The organism is Leptolyngbya sp. DQ-M1 (assembly GCF_039962505.1).
Lineage (GTDB): Bacteria > Cyanobacteriota > Cyanobacteriia > Leptolyngbyales > Leptolyngbyaceae > Leptolyngbya.
Map to the genome: position 1 here is coordinate 1 of NZ_JAMPLJ010000020.1, position 19,594 is coordinate 19,594.

Genomic DNA, 19,594 nt, shown 5'->3' on the forward strand with positions numbered 1-19,594 from the left:
CGCACATTCAGTAAGATCATTTCAGGTAGAAAGTGGTGCCATTTGAACAGGGAGTCAGCAGTCATTTAGAGCGAGGCTAGAGGAAATTAAGCTCCACCACCCTACCATTTTTGCGACACAACCCTTTTTACTGCGTAATACGAATCATCCTTGCAGGGTGAAGAAAAGCGATCATCGTATGGCTGGCTCATCTTTCTGCTCCAATTCCGATCTATTTAAGTCTGCTGTTTTTGCTCTTGGTCGTTCTTAATGCTCTATCTGTACATTACAGTGGTTTTGTTTCAAAGCCTGGTATTGTGCCTACCAGAAATGCTAAATTCTCTGAAATGTGCGAATGATTTGATCAAAGGCGGTTCGGTAAGTTGCATCGTTGTTGCCGTGGCCAGTTTTGGATAACGTAATCAAAGTAATCTCATCATCAGATTGAAAAGCAATATGTTCATGCTCGTATAGTCCACTCGACTGAAAAGCGATTCCGGTTTGACCTACGATCGTGGTCGTCTTGAATTGCTGTGGAGCGGCAAATCGATCATTCTGTTGTACCCAGTTCTGCAAGTCTAGCTTTTTCGGATTCTGATAAACGGCAACTTGAACATTAGCAGGATATTCTGTTCCACCTTCATAAGCCCCTGCTTTGAGCTTTTGGTAATGTTCCTTCGTCCAGACTTCGACCGTCGCGATCGCATCTGCCTCTGTCGGTGGACTTTTGGTCAACGGATCGACCACAAAATCCTTTTCAGGATAGCGAAACTCGAACCTTAAGCGATCATTGCGATAGACATTTTGCGTTGAGGAAACCGAAGTCGGAGAACTGACAACGATCGGTGGCTGGTTTTGGCAAGCCATTATTGTTCCTGCCAATAGACTCAATGCAACTGATCCGAGTATCCATTTTTGAAACGATTGTAAATGGTACGTCATAGCTTTTTAGGATGAAGAAGACAAGCTATGACTTCAAGTGAAGAAAGCACCATTCCACAAATCTTCTCGTGTTTTAAAATAACGGTAATAGTAGATTTATAAAAATTAAAATGCTGAATAAGCTCTTTTGAAATACTTGTGTAAATTCCAGAAGTAATAGTGAAGCTAAAGCTATCACCAATACAGAGTAGAGAATTATCTGGAGATCATAATGCTAAATCGTTTATTGCTGGTAGCGCTGCTGTTTGGAAGCTTGGCAGCTTGTACTCCCGGAGTAACAGGAGGTTCCAGCGCCATTAGTTCTCCTGCTAGTTCGCAAGCTGTACCTGTTACTCCGGGTAGTCAGGCTACCCTTTCCCCGACTAAAACCACAACGATTCGAGTCGAAGGGGAAACTCAACAAGTTCCTATTGAATTGCCTGCAAACGCCCTACTTTTTGGCTTACTTTCCAGGCGATCTTTTCACGATTGATCAAGTGAGTTCAGGTGAAGGATCAGCAACCTGGTTTTACTGGAAACAACCCGATGGAAGTGCGAACAAGGATATGTCAAACGCAGTAACGATGAAGCTTTACTGAATATCGAGCAATTGCAATCAGGCATGGCGTATCTTTACGAGCGATATGTAAGGAACTGGGTCATGTTCTAGACCTGTGGATGAGCTATCACACTGCTCGACCAAATTCATAGCGGTTGATGAACAATCCAATCACGACATCGTGCAGCCAGATCGATTTGGAGAAGCAAATTGTTTTTCGAGCTAACCGCCTGACCCGTGTGCGAAGCGTCAAATGCTTGCGCTCAATCCGTTGTGTATTTGCTTTACCTACAGTGTGCTTTTGAGCTTCTAGCAATCGCAAGTATGCACCCCAACTATCGGTGTAGAAGCGCTTGATGGCAAATGGAGCAAGCAATTGCTGAAGTTCTTTGAGTGCTGCATCTTCATGCGGAGCAAGGACATAAGCTAACACTGTACCTGTGCGATGATCAATGGCATGCCACAACCACCGTTGTTGTTTCTTAGACTGCACAAAACTCCACATCTCGTCCATTTCCGCTTCTTCAACTTTTACCACCATCGCACTCGTGGGTAAACTTTCCATCTGTTGGAGTAGAGCCGTGTTGACTCGTTCGAGATGGCGATCTTTTTTTTATTCCTCAATCACGGCTGTGGGGCTAATTTTCAGCACTCTTGCGGTATCTCGAATCCCACTGCCATTCACTGCCATATCGCTGATTTGCTGCTTGACTTCTGGCAAATAGCCGCGATAGCTGTAGTCTCGGATGAAAGAGCGGCGAGGACAATCGGTATTGCGGCAACGATACCGTTGTTTTCCTTCGTCACTTTTGCCATTTTTCACAACGTTAGTGCTGTTGCAGTTCGGACAGCAAACGGGTTCCAGTACCATGTCTACAAGCAATAGTCCGGGCAGAATCAGGCAGCGATAATGCCGTAATTGCAAAGGCTTGAGTAGTTGGGATGCGATTTAATTTGGCTTGGGTCTAAGTCTAAGTTGCAAATAAATCGTTCGAGCAGGTGCTGATTGAGCATTCGCCGTTTGACACTTGCCATTGAGAAGACAAATGGAGCTAGTCCTGAATGCTGCTGCAAAGCGTCGAGTCTAGCGAGATTGAGTGCCGTGAAACTGGCATTGAAATGGAAGGCGAGTTTTTGAGCATCGCGAGCTTGACAATCTTCTAGTCCCGTAAATTGCTTTGCGTCTCGAAAGATAAATTCGATTTGGAATCGCAGTTTGTAGTAGTGGTAAATTTGCACCGGGTCTTGCCCAACATCTGTGCTGAAGAGCAAACAAGTCCGAACGCGAGTCGAGCGCTGGTCTACCAGGTAGACGACTCGAATCGAGCGTTTGAGCGACACATGAAAGACGACAGCAGTGTACAGATTCACATTTGGGGATACGGTTTCGACAAACGTGAAGCGACTGAGGTCACTCAAGTCAACTTTACCTGCATACTTGCGCGGTCTCCCTCGTCGCTTTTGCTCTCCCATGTAGAGAAACTGAAGGTTCGCATCGCACCTGAGCTTGCTGATGACGTGCAACTTCAGATCCACCGCTCCTGAAACAAATCCGGCTTTGGCATAGTAACCATCGACTGCGAGGTATTCAACGTTGGGCGGCAAGTAAGGGCGCACAGCGTCAAGATGATAGAGATAGGCATTATCAACTTAACCGCAATACGAAACAGCGATTGCTGCCACTGAATGACCGTTTGATGCTGCACCGCCACTCCATCATCGAAACGATCATCGACCAGTTAAAGAACATTTCTTAAATCGAGCATTCACCTCATCGCTCTCCAGTCAATTGCTTTATCAATATCCTGGGCGAACTAATTGCGTATTGCTATCAGCCAAAGAAGCCGTCGATTGCCCTCGACCATAATCTCTTGCTCCCGGCTTAACCCGAACTCAGGTTAAATAGCACTACCACAATTTTATCTGCCACTTATGAGGGATTGCCATCCAAAGAAAGATTAATACAATCGAGTTAAATAATCCACAGTCTTTTAGGCAAGCTCTACACATAAAGCCGCAATTACTGCTAATTCATTCTGAATATCTGGATATGGGTACGATTTTAGTGACTGGAGCAAAAGGTCAACTTGGGGGTGACCTTGTTGCTGCGTTGTGTCAGCACTACGGAGCAGCGAGTGTACTTGAAAGCAGTCGAGCAGCGTTGCATCGGGCATACCACTGTGACGCAGTTCCTCAGAGAGATTATCGTTTCTACGAAGTCTTAGATGTGATGGATCGACAGCGGCTTCAGGATTTAATCGAAAAATATCAAATCAATACGATTTATCATTTAGCAGGGGTGTTGTCAGCAAAAGGAGAACAACAGCCCGATCGCTGCTGGAATGTTAACGTCAATGGGTTGTACAACGTTCTAGAAACCGCCAGAATTTATCACCTCAAGCTTTTCTTTCCTAGCTCGATCGCTGTGTTTGGGCCGCATACCCCCAAACTAGATACGCCTCAAATCACGATCGAAGACCCCTCCACGATGTATGGCATTACCAAAGTCACCGGAGAATTGTTGTGTCATTATTACGCCCATCGCTATGGTGTTGATGTGCGTAGTCTTCGCTTACCTGGCATCATCAGTTACAGCATTCCTCCCGGTGGCGGCACCACTGACTTTGCAGTAGAAATCTTCTACGCAGCGCTGAAAGACCGGCACTATACCTGCTTTGTTCGTCCTGAAACTCGATTGCCGATGATGTATATGCCGGATGCAGTGAGAGCCGTTTTAGAGCTAATGCAAGCAGATGAAGCAGCCATCAAAATTCGCTCTAGCTACAACATTACTGCCGTGAGTTTTTCGGCAGCAGAACTTGTCAGCGAAATTCAGCGGTATCTGCCGGATTTTGTCTGCGATTATGCGCCTGATTTTCGACAAGCGATCGCGGATTCCTGGGTGTCTGAGGTCGATGATTCTAAGGCACGAGCCGATTGGGGATGGCGACCAGAATATGATTTGCCCGCGATCGTTGAAGATATGCTCAAACAACTTTCGCGACGGTTGGACGTTCCATTGAAAAACCGGAATCGTTAATCTTCTTACGAGGATGTCATCATGTTGAACACAGCAGCCGCTATCTTCCAGTCGATGCTAGATGAGATCGATCAAGCTGGTCTTGCGAAAGAAGAACGAATTCTCATCAGTCCTCAGGGAGCCGAGATTGAAATTAAGGGAGGACAAACGGTTTTGAACTTCTGCACCAACAATTACCTGGGACTTGCCACCCATCCTGATGTGATTGCAGCCGCTCAAGAGGGTTTGGCAAAGTATGGGTTTGGGTTGTCATCGGTGCGATTTATTTGTGGAACGCAAGCAATTCATAAAGAACTTGAAGCAAGGCTCTCAGCGTTTCTTGGCACCGAGGATACCATTTTGTATAACGCTTGCTTTGATGCCAATACGGGGCTATTTGAAACACTGTTAGATGCGGATTGCGCGGTGATTAGCGATGCGTTGAATCATGCCAGTGTGATCGATGGGATTCGACTTTGCAAGGCGCAACGATATCGATTTGCTCACAGCGATATCCAGGAGTTAGAGCAGATCCTTCAACAAACCCAATCCGCCAAAATTCGCTTGATTGCAACCGATGGCGTTTTCAGCATGGACGGGGAGATTGCCAAGCTCGATCTCATCTGCGATTTAGCGGAACAATACGATGCCCTTGTTATGGTAGATGATAGTCACGCAACGGGCATTTTGGGAGCAATGGGACGCGGATCAATTGAACACTGTGGTGTCATGGGCCGGGTTGACCTGATCACTAGTACGCTTGGAAAAGCGCTCGGTGGGGCATCAGGAGGCTTTACTAGCGGGCATCGAGTGATAATCGACTTGCTGCGACAACGATCGCGCCCCTACCTATTTTCCAATACGTTGGCACCCGTGATCGCCTACACGAGTTTGACGGTATTGGATCTCCTGAGCCAGTCGAATGAGTTACGCAGCCGTTTAATCGAGAACACGCGCTATTTCCGGCAGCAAATGCACGATCGTGGCTTTGAAATCCAGCCCGGTATCCATCCGATTGTGCCGATTATGCTTTACGACGCGAAGCTGGCAAAGACAATGGCACGGGCGCTCCTCGATGAAGGTATCTATGTGATTGGATTTAGCTACCCGGTGGTTCCCCAAAATCAAGCTCGAATTCGAGTTCAGATTTCGGCAGTTCACACGCGATCGCAGCTTGATCGTTGTGTTGATGCGTTTACCAAAATTGCAGAACAGTATCAAAACACTTCAGATGTTATAAAAGCACGATGAGCAACAGCAGTCGGAACCTAATAGAAATCGTTAGGAGGATAAAAAATGATTACTACAATCAACAGAGTTACGATCAAGAACATTACAGAGTTCGAGTCCAAAGCGTTGTTTGGCGCAACCATTACTCGATTATTGTCCCGTGAACAGCTTTTATCTGTGGGATTCGACCATGTGAAGATTGCTAAAGGATCTGCGCTGGAACCTCACGTTCACGAAGCTTCTGAATCTTTTCTTTACATTCTTGAAGGGACCGCAATTATCACGCTAGACGAAAAAGAGTATTCCGTTAAACCCGGAGATACGATCTATATTTCTGTGGGTGCAAGTCATGGCTTTCGGACACCCGATGAGGATGTTGTCTTGCTTTCAGTGCAGTCCCCGCCAATTTATCCAGATGATCAAACGCCAGACATCAATTTTTATAACAATTGACTTGGGGCATTTCTAGCGCTTAATTTGGTTAACCGCATGTTGAATTCGTGTCAACGCTTCAAGGATGTTGAAGAGTGGCATTATTAACTTAACGGAGTACATTAAAAATTAGGCATGATAATCCTAAGCAGTCTTGATCCCTCTGATTACGCAGCAGAGTTTAGCCCAGCAACGGCATTGTCAACTTAACCGATGACAATCAAAATTAGGCACAATAATTTCTCGATCGCGGTCATCGCTCCAATTTACGCAGCATCTTTCACACCAGTGATTTCTCGCCAATCCTCAAAGCGTTGGCGCATCTGTTCTCGATATTGTTTTGCACTCAGGTCATGTTGCTTCGGGTGAAAGTGGGAGCGAATCGGGTCAAAGGCAGAAAGGAATCGTTGCGCTTGCCCCACAGATTTAAATCGCCGCATTCGTCGCTCTCGCATTCTTGTCGGTTGATGCGAATTTTCTGCCCGATTATTCAACTCTTTGTGTTGTCGGTGTTCTACGCTCGGCATCACCTGTTTCTTTGCCGCTTCGTAACTCTTGAGCTTGTCGGTGACCATCACCCGTGGCACAAACCCTTGTTTCTTCAGCAGCTTACGGAAAAATCGCTTCGCTGCTTCGGTGCCTCGATGGCGTTGTAATAAGACATCCAGCACGTTCCCTTCACTGTCTACTGCCCCCCACAGGTAGTATTGCTGCTTCTTGATTGTGACGATCATTTCGTCAAGATGCCATTTGTCTGTAATGTAAGGACGCTTGCGCCGCACCTGATTCGCGTATTGCTGTCCGAATTTCTGGCACCATTCCCGAATCGATTCGTACGTCACCTCGATCCCTCGGTACAACATCATCTTCTCGATATCCCGGTAACTCAGAGGAAAAGTGTAGTAAAGCCACACACAGGAACTGATGATTTCGCCGGGAAAGCGATGACGGGAGTACATGAGAAGAGGTGATCCGAGTTAAATCAGTACGATTATTCTACATTCGGGTTAAGTTGATAATACCCTGTCGAAAGTGTTTCTTGAGAGAGGGATATTCAAGAAAATTGCAGGCGATTGGATAATTTCTGTGCATCCTGTCCGAGAGATATATAGCACTTCATGAAATATGGGAGTGCTTCTTGCTGTTTAAATCAAATTGCTACAGAAGCCAAATGGGATCTCCATAGATTTGTATCAGAGCACACCTTCACTATTGGAATTCCATCATGATAGTGAGTGACCGATCGCTCAATTTCAACTCCCCAATGGACGAACTGGATGAACAACTAGAACGGCTGGTCATGGAAGCTCAACGATATGCACCCCACAGCCACGAGCGGCAAACCGCTTTGGGTCGGCTGATTCGTTTGATTCAACAGTCAGGTAAACTTTACTGCCCTCGTGGACAATTACCTGCAGAAACCTATGTTTATCTTTACCAAGAAGCTTTACAAGAACTGTGGCTACAGATGTGTCGCTCTATTGATCGCTACGACTCGACCAAAGGTAAGGTGATGACTTGGGTGAACTTTTTACTAAATAAGCGTTTCATTGATGCACGAACTAAATACTATTCCAGTACAAACACACGAGTTACCTATGTCGCAGATATCAATGAATTAGATAAGGCGAATGTTTCCGCTGAGACACTTTCAATGTCTGACATTGTTAAACAGTGTTTAGAAGAAGATCCTGAAAATTGCTTTAAGCACAAGCAGATGAAAAGCTGCTCTGAAGTGAATTTTCAAATCCTTGCGCTTCGCCGCTTAGCGGGAGAATCCTGGGAACAGCTTTCGGCATCCTTTGGCGTCAAGATTCCAACTTTGAGCAATTTCTATCAACGCGCTTGTAAAGAATTAGCACCAAAAATTAAAGAGTATCTTCGATCGTGACCCTACTTTTATTCCAGTGTGAGCAATTTTTATGAGCGACCTTATTTCATCGGTATTTACAGTTCCCTTAGCTGCTAGGGTGCATCAACAAGCAGAGCAGTTTCGCCGCCAGTACACGGACGGGCAAAAAGCCAAGCAGGTTTATTTGAATACATTGGCAGTACAGGCTGTGAATTATTACTTGCAGTGTATTGGGATTGAAACAGATTGGGAAGCGAGCCATAGCGCAAATCCCGTCATGCAAATACTTCTGGATGTGGCAGATCTAAATATCCGGCACCGAGGCAAGCTCGAATGCCGCCCCATTTTACCCAATGCTCAAACTTGCCCAGTTCCAGTCGAAGCTCAAAGCGATCGCATCGGGTTCGTTGCTGTTCAGTTGAATGAATCGCTCACAGAAGCGACTTTACTAGGGTTTAGTCCCACGCTACAAACGGGAAGGTTAATGCTGCGTCAGCTGCGATCGCTCGACGAATTGCCAAGCTATCTCCATTCGCTCGCTCCCGTGAATCAAGCGATCGTGACGCTAAGACAATGGCTTGATGAATACTTTGAGGCAGGCTGGCAAGCCGCAGAAATGCTTTTATTCGCTCAAGCTTTGAGTCCAGCGTACAGCTTTAGAAGCGCAGAGTCGGACACCGATTTATCTGACCCTAGTACTCAAACTCGTGGTGCCAAACTGATTCAACTAGACGGCTCGCCGGAACCGCAGACCGTCGCGCTTCTCGTGTCACTGATTCCCGAAGAGGATGTCTCGTCCCAGGCTTCCCATGTTCGTGTTGTGCTACAAGTTCACCCGATTGGTGATCAGGTTTATTTACCAGAAGGTCTAGAACTAACGATTTTGTTAGAAGAGGGACAAATACAGCAAAGCGTTCAGGCAAGAAGCACTGATGATTATATTCAAAAACAGTTAATGGGGAGCTTTGGCGAACGTTTTAGTGTCAACATTACTTTGGGTAATGCGAGCTATGTGGAAAGTTTTGTAATCTAGCTCGACGATACCAATGCTAGGAGTAACACGGCACTAATGGATTTATTTCACAAACTCTAACACGTTAAACGTTAAGCTACTGTGAGTAAGTTAGTTGTCTTAAAGATTGGAGAAGGAAGTTTTGACCGTGGGTTTCCAGTGATCCTGCAAATTGGGGACGAAGGGAAGCAACCTGCGATCGAGCTACCCGGAACTTTGCCACCTGCGCCAAGTTTGCCGCAGCAATATCACGATTGGCAGCTCGCCTATCGCCGATTAGGGCAGCGGTGGCGAATTGAGTTTTTGCAGGATGAAGTGACCCATGTTTCCAGAGTAGAAGACTGCCGTCATGCCGCTCATCGATTAATTGAACAGTTGAATGCGTGGTTAAATTCTGCTGTGTTCCGCCCCTTGCGCGATCGCTGGTTTGAAAAGCTCGACCCGGCAGAGAAGATTCGTGTTCTAATTCAAACTAGCAGTCCGCAGCTGAGCCGATTACCATGGCATTTGTGGGACGTGTTAGACCGCTATCCCACTGCAGAGATCGCCCTAAGTACGGCAGCCTATGAGCGTGTGGAGCGCACCGAAACGGCAAAACCAACCGTCAACGTTTTGGCAATTCTCGGTAGTAGCGTGGGCATTAATGTGCAGCGCGATCGCGCCTTATTAGAACAACTTCCTCAAGCTCACGTTCAACTGCTTGTAGAACCCCAACGACAGGAGTTAGGAGAGCAGTTGTGGAGGCAGGCTTGGGATATTTTATTTTTTGCGGGACATAGCTCCACGGAATCTGAAGTCGGTCGATTGATGATTAATGCTAGCGATCGACTGGCGCTGAGTGAACTTAAATACGCACTTAAAGTTGCGATTCGTCATGGATTAAAGCTGGCAATTTTCAACTCCTGCGATGGAATTGGTTTAGCTCGCCAGCTTACTGATTTGCACATTCCCCAAATCATTGTGATGCGGGAGCCAGTTCCCGATCGAGTGGCTCAGGAGTTCTTAAAGCACCTCTTAAGTGCCTTTGCCGCAGGTCAACCGCTCTACAGTGCAGTTCGGCAGGCACGAGAACAACTAGAAACCTTGGAACCGGAGTTTCCCTATGCAACCTGGTTGCCCGTCATTTTTCAAAATCCAGCCGAAGTTCCACAAACTTGGCAAGATTGGTGTAACAGTACGCTTAGTGTCAAGAAAGGAGACACTGAAGGAATCGCTCAACAAGAGCAAGATACGGTGATTGCACCATTAGCCTCCCAGTCTCATAAACGCAGCAAAATTCGACGGGGATTGGCGGCGATTTTCTTCAGCAGCATAGCAGCAGCAGGCTTAACGATCGGCGGACGACATATGGGCTGGATGCAACCTCTAGAGCTACAAGCCTTCGATCAATTCCTGCGATCGCGCTCCCAGGAAGTACCAGATTCTCGTCTTTTAGTGGTGACACTAACCGAAGCAGACATTCAAGCACAGCCCGAACCAAGACAAGGATCGCTCTCTGATCAGACCTTATTGAAACTTTTAGACAAGTTAGAGCAACAACAGCCGATTGCGATCGGTCTCGACATCTATCGCAGCAGCGCAACAAAAAATAAATCGCTCAGCGATCGGCTTCGGCAAAATTCGCGTCTCATTACCGTTTGCAAAGCAACCGATTCCACGAGCAATGATCCAGGCGTTGCACCGCCCCCGGAAGTACCACCTGAGCAATGGGGCTTTAGCGATTTTTTGACCGATCCGGATGGCATTCTGCGTCGTCATTTATTAGGAATGGAACCGTATCCTGGTTCCGCGTGTTCTACCTCGTATTCGTTTAGTGTTCAACTTGCATTCCGGTATCTCATCACTCAGGGAATTACTCCACAATTTACACCAGAAGGAGCATTACAACTGGGTTCCGTAACGTTTCAGCCCCTTGAAAATCATAGGGGAGGCTATCAAACCATTGACTCTTGGGGGCACCAAATTCTTCTGAACTACCGGAATTACAAGTCATTACAAGACAGCGTACCGCAGGTCACGTTAACGCAATTACTAAACAATCAGCTTGATCACACCTTCCTAAAAGATCGAATTGTTTTAATTGGCGTGACGGCTCCGAGTTTCGGGGATTTCTGGTCAACTCCCTACAGTACCGGTACTTCGCTGCACCAGAAAACGCCTGGGGTGCTGCTACAAGCTCAAATGGTGAGCCAAATTTTGAGTGCAGTTCTCGATCGACGACCTTTGCTGTGGGTGTGGTCGTTTTGGCAGGACACGCTCTGGATTTGGAGTTGGGCAATTGTTGGTGGGGGGTTAGCGTGGTGGCTCAGAAAACCGCATTATTTGAGTTTGGCAGCCCTCGCAGCGATCGCGCTATTAGGAACAGCTTGCTTCCTGCTATTCCTGCAGGGGGGATGGGTGCCACTCGTTCCAGCTTTGCTTGCATTAGGTATCTCAGGCGGAATCACAAAAACCATCACAAAAATTCCTAGGACATGAGTTATGAGACACAATTTTTTTCAAAAACAAGCACTCAGTTGCTCAGCGATCGCGCTTCTAATTAGCGGATTGTTCACGGCTTTTCCGCTGAACTCCGCGCCTGCTGCCCGCTTTGTTCCCCCTCCTTTGCCACGTCGAGGGGCACCGAGCGGTCATCCGCAGGGCGGGGCGAGTCGAGGCAAATGTCCTGTGGCTTCGTCTCAATTAACGGCATTAGTGCCCGTTTTACCTAAGACGCCTGATCGCTTGGATGTCACTCCAGTTTGGGCATTGACGGTTAGCGATCGACCGACCTTTTGGTTTTATGTTCCGTATCCGCTCACAAGCAATTTAGCCACGGAGTTTGTGTTGCAGGATGAACAGGGCAAGTATCTCTATCAAACGGCTCTGACTCAATCAGGAACTACTCCAGGCATCGTCAGCGTAACCTTACCTAACACGGTTTCGCCGTTGGAAGTAGGCAAACTCTATCACTGGTATTTTCTGATCTACTGCACACCGAGTAATCCTATGTTTGTAGATGGTTGGATCGAACGCAGACCCGATGCTTCGCGTCAATCCGTTCTTTCGCGTGAGCAAGTTCAGCGCTACGCAGCAAATGGCATTTGGTACGATGCGGTGACAACATTAGCTCAATTGCGTCGCCAAAAGCCCAAAGATTCAACGTTGGCCCAAGATTGGACAGATTTATTGCAGTCTGCTGGATTGGGTGCGATCGCAGGCGCTCCGATCATAGATTGCTGTACTCCAAAGAAGTAATCTAAATGATTTGCATTCTGGAAAAAGCCCTGAGCACTCTTGCAGTATTGTATAAAACTGGGCACATAACCTCGATAAATCAATAGAAGTGATTTTTCGAGGAAAAAACTATGCATGATCAAGGTTTATTGTCACCCGAACAAGACGTGATTGAACAACCTCAAGATGAGCTAGTCGACGTTAGACGACGTGGTGTAGTTGCCGTTGAACAAGAAGCAATTGAGCCAGTTGTTAGTAGACGACCTGTAGTTGCCGTTGAACCAGGTTCTGAATCTGCCGATCCGATTGTTAGTAGACGACCTGTAGTTGCTGTTGAACAAGAAGCAATTGAGCCGATTGCTAGTAGACGACCTGTGGTTGCCATTGAACCAGGTTCTGAATCTGTCGATCCAATTGTTGGTAGACGACGTGGCGTAGTTGCTGTTGAACAAGAAGCGATCGATCCGCTTGTTGGTAGACGGCAAGAAATACCTGCGGTACCTCAAACAGACCCTGTTTTCGACCACACTTCCCCCGTTCAGGATGTTCTTAACTTTGGCTCCCAGGACTACAACCATTTCCAGCTTGCCACAAGTGATCCTCTCAATCTGTCAGTAAATAGCATTGCTGGAGAATTGTTCACTGTCAATAATTCTACAAGTGAGCCTTTCTTCTATCTCTAAAAATTCATCAGCCCAGTTCACCGCTCTATTCGTTCGATTCGACTCCGTTAACGCATCAATAAACGGACGCTTAACATGAATTCTCATCGCTTGATCAATCAAAAGCATCCTGCTCCATTCATTGAGCAATTGTCAACCCAGGAATGGCTACCACTTCTTGCCTCCTACCAATTACTTCCTGATGTCTTACGCGAAATGTTGCTCGATCGTGCCATTGCAGACTGGGAACAAACTTCTGAAACACTGCTTCTGACATCCGAAGAAATTACAGCGGCTTATCAAGCATTTTGTCAGCAACATCATTTGACCTCAACACACGAACAGCAAGCATGGCTGCAGAACCACGGTCTACCACCCCAACATCTTGAGGCGGTTGTAACCCGGAAACTCAAAATTCAGAAGTTCAAACAAGCCAAGTGGGGAAACAAACTCGAATCTTATTTTCTCAGTCGCAAACGGCAGCTCGATCGCGTCGTTTACTCTCTGCTGCGTACCTCAGATCCGGAACTCGCTCAAGAGCTATATTTTCGCATTCAAGCCGGTGAACAATCCTTTGCTGATCTGGCGCAAACTTATTCGCAAGGTCCAGAAGCGTTAACAAACGGTATCCTTGGACCTGTTGAATTAGGGACATTGCATCTGGATTTAGCAAGGTTACTCGCAGTCAGCCAACCCAGTCAACTATGGTCGCCTAAGCCTTTTGGTGAATGGTGGGTGATCGTGCGGCTTGAACGCATTCTACCTGCTCAACTGAATGAATTCATGCGTCAACGTTTGTTGAACGAATTATTTGAGACGTGGCTGCAAAAGCAGTTTCAAGAGGTGTCTGAACTCGATCAACGGCAGCTCAACCTTACTGCACACTAATCTCACCAACTTGTTCGTAATGATTTTGTAGCTCGTTAATGGTTACGATTTCTAATCTATCTAAATTACCAAAATGATTGCTACTCGCGTTGTGTCCCAAAACATTATTGCTAATACATTTCCGTTCAATCAGCTCTCAACTGCTATATTGAACACGTTGGAAGACAAAGTTCAACTTCTGCGTTATCGCATTGGGCAAGTAATCTTACCGCAAGGTGTAATGCCAACGCACATTAGTATTCTGCATGCTGGACAGGTTCGACTTTTAGGCATCGACAGGCGTACTCATTCGCCCGTAACGCTCAAGTTACTAGAACCAGGAGAAATGCTGGGCTGGATTAGCCAGTTGCGGGGCGTTACTTGCGAAATGGCGATCGCGTCAACCGAAGCAATTTGCATCAATCTCCCTGCTCAAACCTTTTGGGAATTGATGCAACGAAATCCGCAATTTGCAGCGGCGATTCGCGATCGCTGTGCTTTAGCCGAAGTCTTTGATTTACTCGGAGCCGAGTTAGAACAGCGAGCAGACGCAACCACGAATTTACTACAATTAGCACATGCTGCTTGGACAGATGCAATTGTTCAAAATTTACCGTCTGGAAAACCATGCTACCTCGATTCAGACCGCATCTGGTTTCTCAGTTCGGGTTCACTCAGCGACTACTCGATCGGCAGCCGTATTGATGTGACCGATTCAACTAAACTGCGAATTGGTCACTCGGGGGCACGGCTCGTTGGTATTTGCCAGACCCTTTTGTCTTCAACTCCTCCAATTGAGCCAACTACAGCTTTAACGCTCTTCCCTCAATCAACTGAAATTGAGATTCCCTATGCTCCAGAAACAGTTGCACAGGCTGAGCAATCCACTCGCCTCCAGAAATATCCTGTAGCGCAAGGTAGAGGAGCTCTCGACGCAATGCTTGCTTGTTTTCAAATGCTCAGCCGATACTTTGACATTCCGTTTCGACGAGATACATTACGCCGCATCATCAATAATCAACTTCAACAACACAGTAACGTGTCCCTACACTACTGCGGCACAATCGCGGAATTTATGGGTTTAACGGCTCAATTGATCAAAATTCCCGCGATCGCAATTCACCGAGTACAAACGCCTGCCTTAATCGCTTGGCAAGATAGCTTTGCAGTTCTCTATCAAACGAGCGATCGAGAAGTAGTTATGGCAGTGCCTGAAACTGGAATTGTTCGACGCAAGCCAAAGAGTTTCGTTGAAATTTGGGGCGATGAAGGCGAAGTGTTATTGTTGCGACCCACTAAAACTACTCCTAAACAGCGTTTTAGTCTACGATGGTTTCTCCCGGCGATTCATCAGCATCGCAAGGTTCTGATTGAAGTTCTCATCGCATCTATTTTTGTGCAATTATTTGGATTAGCAAATCCGTTAATTACTCAAGTTATCATTGATAAAGTTCTCAATCAAAATAGCATTGATGCACTATCGGTTTTAGGAATTTTCTTACTCATCATCTCTGTATTTGAGTCTGTGCTGACCAACATTCGGACTCACTTATTTGCTGATACAACTAATCGAATTGATTTAGCTCTTAGCACTGAAGTCATTGATCATTTACTTCGTCTACCTTTATCCTATTTTGAAAAACGACCTGTTGGCGAACTCGCGACACGAGTTAATGAACTAGAACACATTCGTCAATTTCTCACCGGAACAGCACTCACGGTTGTATTAGACGCGATCTTCTCTGTTATTTACATTCTCGTGATGCTGGTTTATAGCTGGGTGCTAACATTAATTGCCCTTGCAACAGTTCCACTATTTGCATTACTTGCTCTTGTTGTCTCTCCGTTGATGCGTCATCAATCTCGCGAAAAAGCAGAACGCTATGCGGAAACCCATTCTAGTCTGGTGGAAACACTATCTGGAATTCAGACTGTTAAAGCACAGAATTTAGAGATGCGATCGCGCTGGCAATGGCAAGACCGCTATTCTCGCTATATTAGTGCAGGCTTCAAAACCATTTCTACCCAAACAACTGCTGGTTCCCTCAGTAACTTTCTCAATAAGTTGTCAAGTTTGTTAGTGATTTGGGCGGGAGCTTATTTAGTGCTACAAGGGCAGCTTACATTGGGGCAGTTGATTGCATTTCGTATTATTGCTGGATATGTGACGAGTCCTTTATTGCGGTTAGTTCAGCTTTGGCAAAACTTTCAAGAAACTGCGCTCTCGATCGAACGCTTGAGCGATATTTTGGATACGCCTCAAGAGGAAGAACTCAATCAACAGCACATTCTAATGCCGACGATTCAAGGTCATGTCAAATTCGACGGAGTTTCGTTTGGTTTTCGGACAAACGGGGCTTTGCAACTGCGAAACATTAATTTAGAGTTTCCAGCCGGGTCTTTTATCGGTGTCGTGGGTCAAAGTGGTTCAGGTAAAAGCACGCTCACAAAACTTCTAGCCCGACTATATGAGCCTCAAGCTGGCAAGGTCGTGATCGATCGATACGATATCAGCAAAGTAGAATTGTATTCGCTACGCAGTCAAATCGGCATGGTGCTACAAGACACGCTGTTGTTTGATGGCACGGTTCGCGAAAACATTGCGATCGCGAATCCCGACGCAACCGATGAGCAAATTATTGAAGCTGCAACGATCGCCTTTGCCCACGATTTCATTATGGAACTCCCCAACGGTTACAACACACGAGTTGGAGAACGCGGGTCTGCGCTTTCAGGTGGACAACGACAACGCATTGCAATTGCGCGAACTGTGTTACAGAATCCTCGCTTACTCATTCTTGACGAAGCAACGAGCGCACTCGATTACAATGCAGAACGCCAAGTTTGCCTCAATTTAGCAAAAACGTTTCACGATCGAACAACATTCTTCATTACTCATCGCCTCAGCACAATTCGCAATGCTGACATCATTTTAGTCATGGATCAAGGAGTTGTGATCGAACAAGGAACACACAACGAACTAATGTCGTTAAAAGGCTCCTACTACTGTCTATACCAGCAACAAGAAGCACAACATTAATTACGAGCTTACAGTCATGGCAACAACAAGTCGATTGGAACATTCAGCTTGGCTGCGACAATCTTCTGTTTGGTCACGCGCGATCGCGTGGGGAATCGTTGGCGTAACGAGCATAACGGTGGTTTGGGCAAGTGTTTCGCAGATCGAAGAAGCGATTCCGGCAACTGGAAAGCTCGCGCCGCAAGGAGCCGTAAAAGACGTACAGGCTCCGGTCAATGGATTAGTAACAGAGGTTTATGTCAAAGATGGACAACGTGTCAAACAGGGTGATTTATTACTCAAGCTTGACCCAACATCTGCCAAAGCTCAAGCCTCTTCTTTGCAGAAAATTCGTGCTGCCCTTCAGCAAGAAACTGCATTTTACCGCAATCAATTAAACGGAGCAGCCCAAGCGCAGGCTATACCAAATATTCCAGCGGATATGCTTTCACTGACTAAGAATCGAGCTGCGATCGCGGCTGAAAACCGTCTCTATCGATCGCAGCTAACTGGCGGACAAGGTGCAAGTTTAAATGCAGAAGAACAATTGCGATTAAGTAGCCGACAAACAGAACTCAGCTCTCGATTAGCCAGCGATCGACTAGAAGCGAAACAAGTTGAGCAACAATTCTATCAAACTCAAACTAAGTTAGCTAACGCACATGCAATGTTGGGAATTAACCAAAAGATTCTCAATGATCTCAAGCCATTAGTTGAAGTCGGTGGAATTGCACGACTTCAGTTTCTCAAACAGCAGCAAGATGTAAGCACTCGTCAAGCAGAAGTTGATCAACTTGCCCAAGAACAAACTCGATTGGCACTCGCGATCGACCAAGCTAAGGAGAAACTTCGGAATACAGCAGCGCTGTCTCAAGAGGATTTACTTGCCAAAATCACGAACAACGAAAAGAGCTTGGCAGATATTGATAGTCAAATTACTAAAGCCATTCTTGAAGACGAAAAACGACTTGCAGAGGTTGAAAGCCAATTGAGTCAGGCGCAATTAACGTTGAAGTATCAGGAATTGCGGGCACCGATCGCGGGTACTGTATTTGACCTGAAACCTAAAGGATCAGGATTTGTATCCACGTCGAGCGAACCTTTGCTAAAGATTGTTCCCGGTGAGTCTTTGATTGCCGAAGTTTACATTACCAACAAAGACATTGGTTTTGTGAGGGAAGGAATGGAGGCAGATATCAGAATTGACTCATTTCCATTTCATGAATTCGGCGACATTAAAGGAACACTAATTTGGGTCGGTTCTGATGCTTTGCCGCCAGACCAAATTCGTCAATATTATCACTTTCCAGCAAAAATCCGGTTAAATCGTCAGCATCTACTAGCAAATAATCGAGCGTTACCATTGCAATCGGGTATGTCAGTGAACACAAACATCAAGCTCCGCAAACGAACGGTCTTGAGCATCTTTACAGACATGTTCATGAAGAATATCGATAGTTTGAAGTTTATCCGATAGGTTGTTTCTGGTTGAATACACATCTATCATTGATGCCTTAATTAGTTAATTCTGAATTCAGTTGAGATAGTTTTCAAACCTGTATAAATACCAATTCTTGGTTTCGATAAATCAATATAAGGCTGTGAATTCGCTCTAGTAACTGCACCATGTTTAAGCTTCCTCATTCACGATCGCCTCCGAGCTTCTAGAAGGCTCTTTTAAGTACTTCCCATTCATTTGGGGGAGATGCTACGCAAAGGAAAAAAGGTTCAACTCAAGTTCAACATCCCCGAAACACAAGGAGAAGCTGTTATGGTTCATACATCTTATGGCACTGCTGGCAATGACGTTAAGGATTGGGCGGATCACGACGGGACTCTGGGTGAAGATAATCAGTATTGGGGCTTAGGCGGTGACGACGTAGTATTCGGACGACTTGGAAGCGACGTGTTATACGGCGATCGAGCACCGAAGCCTAACGATCCCATCAGTTACGATGGGCGCGACCCAGGTACACCGGGCAGGGACACACTGTATGGAGGTCTTGGTGACGACAAGCTTTATGGAGATGATGGTGATGATTTTCTCAATGGTGAAGAAAATGACGACAAGATGTACGGAGGTAAAGGAAATGACTACCTTGATGGATGGGAGGGTGATGACATTCTATATGGTGGGGGAGATGAGGTACTGGGAAACGGAGAGCCATGGCGGTATGAAGACACAGGAGACGATGTTTTGGTAGCCTGGAAGGGCAAGGATCGTCTCTACGGTGGGGATGGTGAGGATTGGCTAGATGGTTCTTATGACGATGACAAGTTGTATGGCGGTGAGGGCAATGACCTGCTGGGAAACCAGTACCTTCAAGGCGAACCTGGCAATGATGAGATGTATGGTCAAGGTGGCAACGATGAGTTGTATGGTGGCGACGGTCAAGATCTACTCAACGGTTATGGTGGCGGCTTTGATAGTATCGGCTTTGAGTGCGACTTACTAATGGGTGGCGCTGATGCTGATCGATTTGTTCTTGGAGATAGCAATGGTGCTTTTTATGCTAATGACGGAACGTGGGGGTACGCCACAATCGTCGATTTCCACAAGAATTCACAGGGGGATCAAATTCTAGTTCATGGTGTCAAGAGCGACTATCGACTTGATTCATCAATCAATTGGTTTGGTGGCTCGGCTAGCGACACTGCCATCTACTACAAAAATGATCTGATTGGTGTTGTACAAGACAAGACCTACACAAGTCGAGCTGAACTACTTACGTTTGTCTGAGGACTGTTGATGCTTAATTTGAATATGTTGTCAATTAAGCATTAGTAGCATCTTTTTCATCTAACTAGCGTGAAGTTGCCTAAAGA

Annotated in this window: 18 protein-coding genes and 1 pseudogene; 14 read left to right on the plus strand and 5 right to left on the minus strand. The window is 46.2% G+C overall.

Annotated features, from left to right (window positions below; all coding sequences use genetic code 11):
• Window positions 1–312: 312 nt before the first annotated feature.
• The gene (locus NC981_RS24245; protein WP_348245383.1) at window positions 313–846 is read right to left on the minus strand and encodes a hypothetical protein; all 534 of its coding nucleotides are present in this window, start codon (window positions 844–846) and stop codon (window positions 313–315) included.
• Window positions 847–1,132: 286 nt separating this feature from the next.
• Here NC981_RS24245 and NC981_RS24250 point away from each other — a divergent pair, with 286 nt between their 5' ends.
• Window positions 1,133–1,393 (plus strand): hypothetical protein, encoded by a 261-nt coding sequence (locus NC981_RS24250; RefSeq protein ID WP_348245384.1) that lies wholly within the window; start codon window positions 1,133–1,135, stop codon window positions 1,391–1,393.
• Between the two features lie 193 nt (window positions 1,394–1,586).
• On the opposite strand, the gene NC981_RS24255 is transcribed toward NC981_RS24250, so the two are convergent.
• The 3 genes from NC981_RS24255 to NC981_RS24265 form a co-directional block, all read right to left on the minus strand.
• Window positions 1,587–2,000 carry an IS1 family transposase gene (locus NC981_RS24255; RefSeq protein WP_348245385.1) on the minus strand — a complete coding sequence of 138 codons (414 nt, stop codon included), beginning with the start codon at window positions 1,998–2,000 and terminating at the stop codon, window positions 1,587–1,589.
• A 72-nt stretch (window positions 2,001–2,072) separates the two neighbouring features.
• Window positions 2,073–2,384: an IS1-like element transposase gene (locus NC981_RS24260; protein WP_348245386.1), complete on the minus strand. Its 312-nt coding sequence runs from the start codon at window positions 2,382–2,384 to the stop codon at window positions 2,073–2,075.
• Window positions 2,357–3,076 carry a transposase gene (locus NC981_RS24265; protein WP_348245387.1) on the minus strand — a complete coding sequence of 240 codons (720 nt, stop codon included), beginning with the start codon at window positions 3,074–3,076 and terminating at the stop codon, window positions 2,357–2,359. The genes NC981_RS24260 and NC981_RS24265 overlap by 28 nt, the downstream gene beginning before the upstream one ends.
• A 71-nt stretch (window positions 3,077–3,147) precedes the next feature.
• Between NC981_RS24265 and NC981_RS24270 the strand changes: the two are divergent.
• The 4 genes and pseudogenes from NC981_RS24270 to NC981_RS24285 form a co-directional block, all read left to right on the plus strand.
• Window positions 3,148–3,345: pseudogene (locus tag NC981_RS24270) on the plus strand (transposase); the annotation flags it as partial.
• Between the two features lie 164 nt (window positions 3,346–3,509).
• Window positions 3,510–4,499 (plus strand): NAD-dependent epimerase/dehydratase family protein, encoded by a 990-nt coding sequence (locus NC981_RS24275; protein ID WP_348245388.1) that lies wholly within the window; start codon window positions 3,510–3,512, stop codon window positions 4,497–4,499.
• A gap of 21 nt (window positions 4,500–4,520) precedes the next feature.
• The gene (gene kbl / locus NC981_RS24280) at window positions 4,521–5,729 is read left to right on the plus strand and encodes a glycine C-acetyltransferase (RefSeq protein ID WP_348245389.1); all 1,209 of its coding nucleotides are present in this window, start codon (window positions 4,521–4,523) and stop codon (window positions 5,727–5,729) included.
• Window positions 5,730–5,774: 45 nt separating this feature from the next.
• Window positions 5,775–6,161, plus strand: coding sequence for a cupin domain-containing protein (locus NC981_RS24285; RefSeq protein ID WP_348245390.1), 387 nt, complete (start codon window positions 5,775–5,777; stop codon window positions 6,159–6,161).
• A 245-nt stretch (window positions 6,162–6,406) separates the two neighbouring features.
• On the opposite strand, the gene NC981_RS24290 is transcribed toward NC981_RS24285, so the two are convergent.
• Window positions 6,407–7,099 carry an IS6 family transposase gene (locus NC981_RS24290; RefSeq protein ID WP_348245391.1) on the minus strand — a complete coding sequence of 231 codons (693 nt, stop codon included), beginning with the start codon at window positions 7,097–7,099 and terminating at the stop codon, window positions 6,407–6,409.
• A 266-nt stretch (window positions 7,100–7,365) separates the two neighbouring features.
• On the opposite strand from NC981_RS24290, the gene NC981_RS24295 reads away from it, so the two are divergent.
• From NC981_RS24295 to NC981_RS24335, 9 genes are all read left to right on the plus strand, one after another.
• The gene (locus NC981_RS24295) at window positions 7,366–8,031 is read left to right on the plus strand and encodes a sigma-70 family RNA polymerase sigma factor (protein WP_348245392.1); all 666 of its coding nucleotides are present in this window, start codon (window positions 7,366–7,368) and stop codon (window positions 8,029–8,031) included.
• 31 nt (window positions 8,032–8,062) lie between these two features.
• Window positions 8,063–9,025: a DUF1822 family protein gene (locus tag NC981_RS24300; protein WP_348245393.1), complete on the plus strand. Its 963-nt coding sequence runs from the start codon at window positions 8,063–8,065 to the stop codon at window positions 9,023–9,025.
• 81 nt (window positions 9,026–9,106) lie between these two features.
• A complete protein-coding gene (locus NC981_RS24305) occupies window positions 9,107–11,482 on the plus strand; it encodes a CHASE2 domain-containing protein (protein WP_348245394.1) in 2,376 nt (791 codons plus the stop codon).
• A gap of 3 nt (window positions 11,483–11,485) precedes the next feature.
• On the plus strand, window positions 11,486–12,241 hold the full coding sequence (locus tag NC981_RS24310) for a DUF928 domain-containing protein (RefSeq protein WP_348245395.1): 756 nt from the start codon (window positions 11,486–11,488) through the stop codon (window positions 12,239–12,241).
• A 110-nt stretch (window positions 12,242–12,351) separates the two neighbouring features.
• Window positions 12,352–12,903 (plus strand): hypothetical protein, encoded by a 552-nt coding sequence (locus tag NC981_RS24315; protein ID WP_348245396.1) that lies wholly within the window; start codon window positions 12,352–12,354, stop codon window positions 12,901–12,903.
• A gap of 75 nt (window positions 12,904–12,978) precedes the next feature.
• Window positions 12,979–13,770 carry a peptidylprolyl isomerase gene (locus NC981_RS24320; RefSeq protein ID WP_348245397.1) on the plus strand — a complete coding sequence of 264 codons (792 nt, stop codon included), beginning with the start codon at window positions 12,979–12,981 and terminating at the stop codon, window positions 13,768–13,770.
• 73 nt (window positions 13,771–13,843) lie between these two features.
• On the plus strand, window positions 13,844–16,789 hold the full coding sequence (locus tag NC981_RS24325) for a peptidase domain-containing ABC transporter (protein WP_348245398.1): 2,946 nt from the start codon (window positions 13,844–13,846) through the stop codon (window positions 16,787–16,789).
• A 16-nt stretch (window positions 16,790–16,805) separates the two neighbouring features.
• Window positions 16,806–18,245: an HlyD family efflux transporter periplasmic adaptor subunit gene (locus NC981_RS24330; protein WP_348245399.1), complete on the plus strand. Its 1,440-nt coding sequence runs from the start codon at window positions 16,806–16,808 to the stop codon at window positions 18,243–18,245.
• A gap of 294 nt (window positions 18,246–18,539) precedes the next feature.
• Window positions 18,540–19,508, plus strand: coding sequence for a calcium-binding protein (locus NC981_RS24335; RefSeq protein WP_348245400.1), 969 nt, complete (start codon window positions 18,540–18,542; stop codon window positions 19,506–19,508).
• Window positions 19,509–19,594 lie beyond the last annotated feature (86 nt).

What these genes read in the sequence shown, in the direction of transcription:
- NC981_RS24245 (WP_348245383.1), bottom strand. Translation starts at nt 846, where the DNA reads ATGGCTTGCCAAAACCAGCCACCGATCGTTGTCAGTTCTCCGACTTCG.
- NC981_RS24250 (WP_348245384.1), top strand. Translation starts at nt 1,133, where the DNA reads ATGCTAAATCGTTTATTGCTGGTAGCGCTGCTGTTTGGAAGCTTGGCA.
- NC981_RS24255 (WP_348245385.1), bottom strand. Translation starts at nt 2,000, where the DNA reads ATGGTGGTAAAAGTTGAAGAAGCGGAAATGGACGAGATGTGGAGTTTT.
- NC981_RS24275 (WP_348245388.1), top strand. Translation starts at nt 3,510, where the DNA reads ATGGGTACGATTTTAGTGACTGGAGCAAAAGGTCAACTTGGGGGTGAC.
- kbl (WP_348245389.1), top strand. Translation starts at nt 4,521, where the DNA reads ATGTTGAACACAGCAGCCGCTATCTTCCAGTCGATGCTAGATGAGATC.
- NC981_RS24285 (WP_348245390.1), top strand. Translation starts at nt 5,775, where the DNA reads ATGATTACTACAATCAACAGAGTTACGATCAAGAACATTACAGAGTTC.
- NC981_RS24290 (WP_348245391.1), bottom strand. Translation starts at nt 7,099, where the DNA reads ATGTACTCCCGTCATCGCTTTCCCGGCGAAATCATCAGTTCCTGTGTG.
- NC981_RS24295 (WP_348245392.1), top strand. Translation starts at nt 7,366, where the DNA reads ATGATAGTGAGTGACCGATCGCTCAATTTCAACTCCCCAATGGACGAA.
- NC981_RS24300 (WP_348245393.1), top strand. Translation starts at nt 8,063, where the DNA reads ATGAGCGACCTTATTTCATCGGTATTTACAGTTCCCTTAGCTGCTAGG.
- NC981_RS24310 (WP_348245395.1), top strand. Translation starts at nt 11,486, where the DNA reads ATGAGACACAATTTTTTTCAAAAACAAGCACTCAGTTGCTCAGCGATC.
- NC981_RS24315 (WP_348245396.1), top strand. Translation starts at nt 12,352, where the DNA reads ATGCATGATCAAGGTTTATTGTCACCCGAACAAGACGTGATTGAACAA.
- NC981_RS24320 (WP_348245397.1), top strand. Translation starts at nt 12,979, where the DNA reads ATGAATTCTCATCGCTTGATCAATCAAAAGCATCCTGCTCCATTCATT.
- NC981_RS24325 (WP_348245398.1), top strand. Translation starts at nt 13,844, where the DNA reads ATGATTGCTACTCGCGTTGTGTCCCAAAACATTATTGCTAATACATTT.
- NC981_RS24330 (WP_348245399.1), top strand. Translation starts at nt 16,806, where the DNA reads ATGGCAACAACAAGTCGATTGGAACATTCAGCTTGGCTGCGACAATCT.
- NC981_RS24335 (WP_348245400.1), top strand. Translation starts at nt 18,540, where the DNA reads ATGGTTCATACATCTTATGGCACTGCTGGCAATGACGTTAAGGATTGG.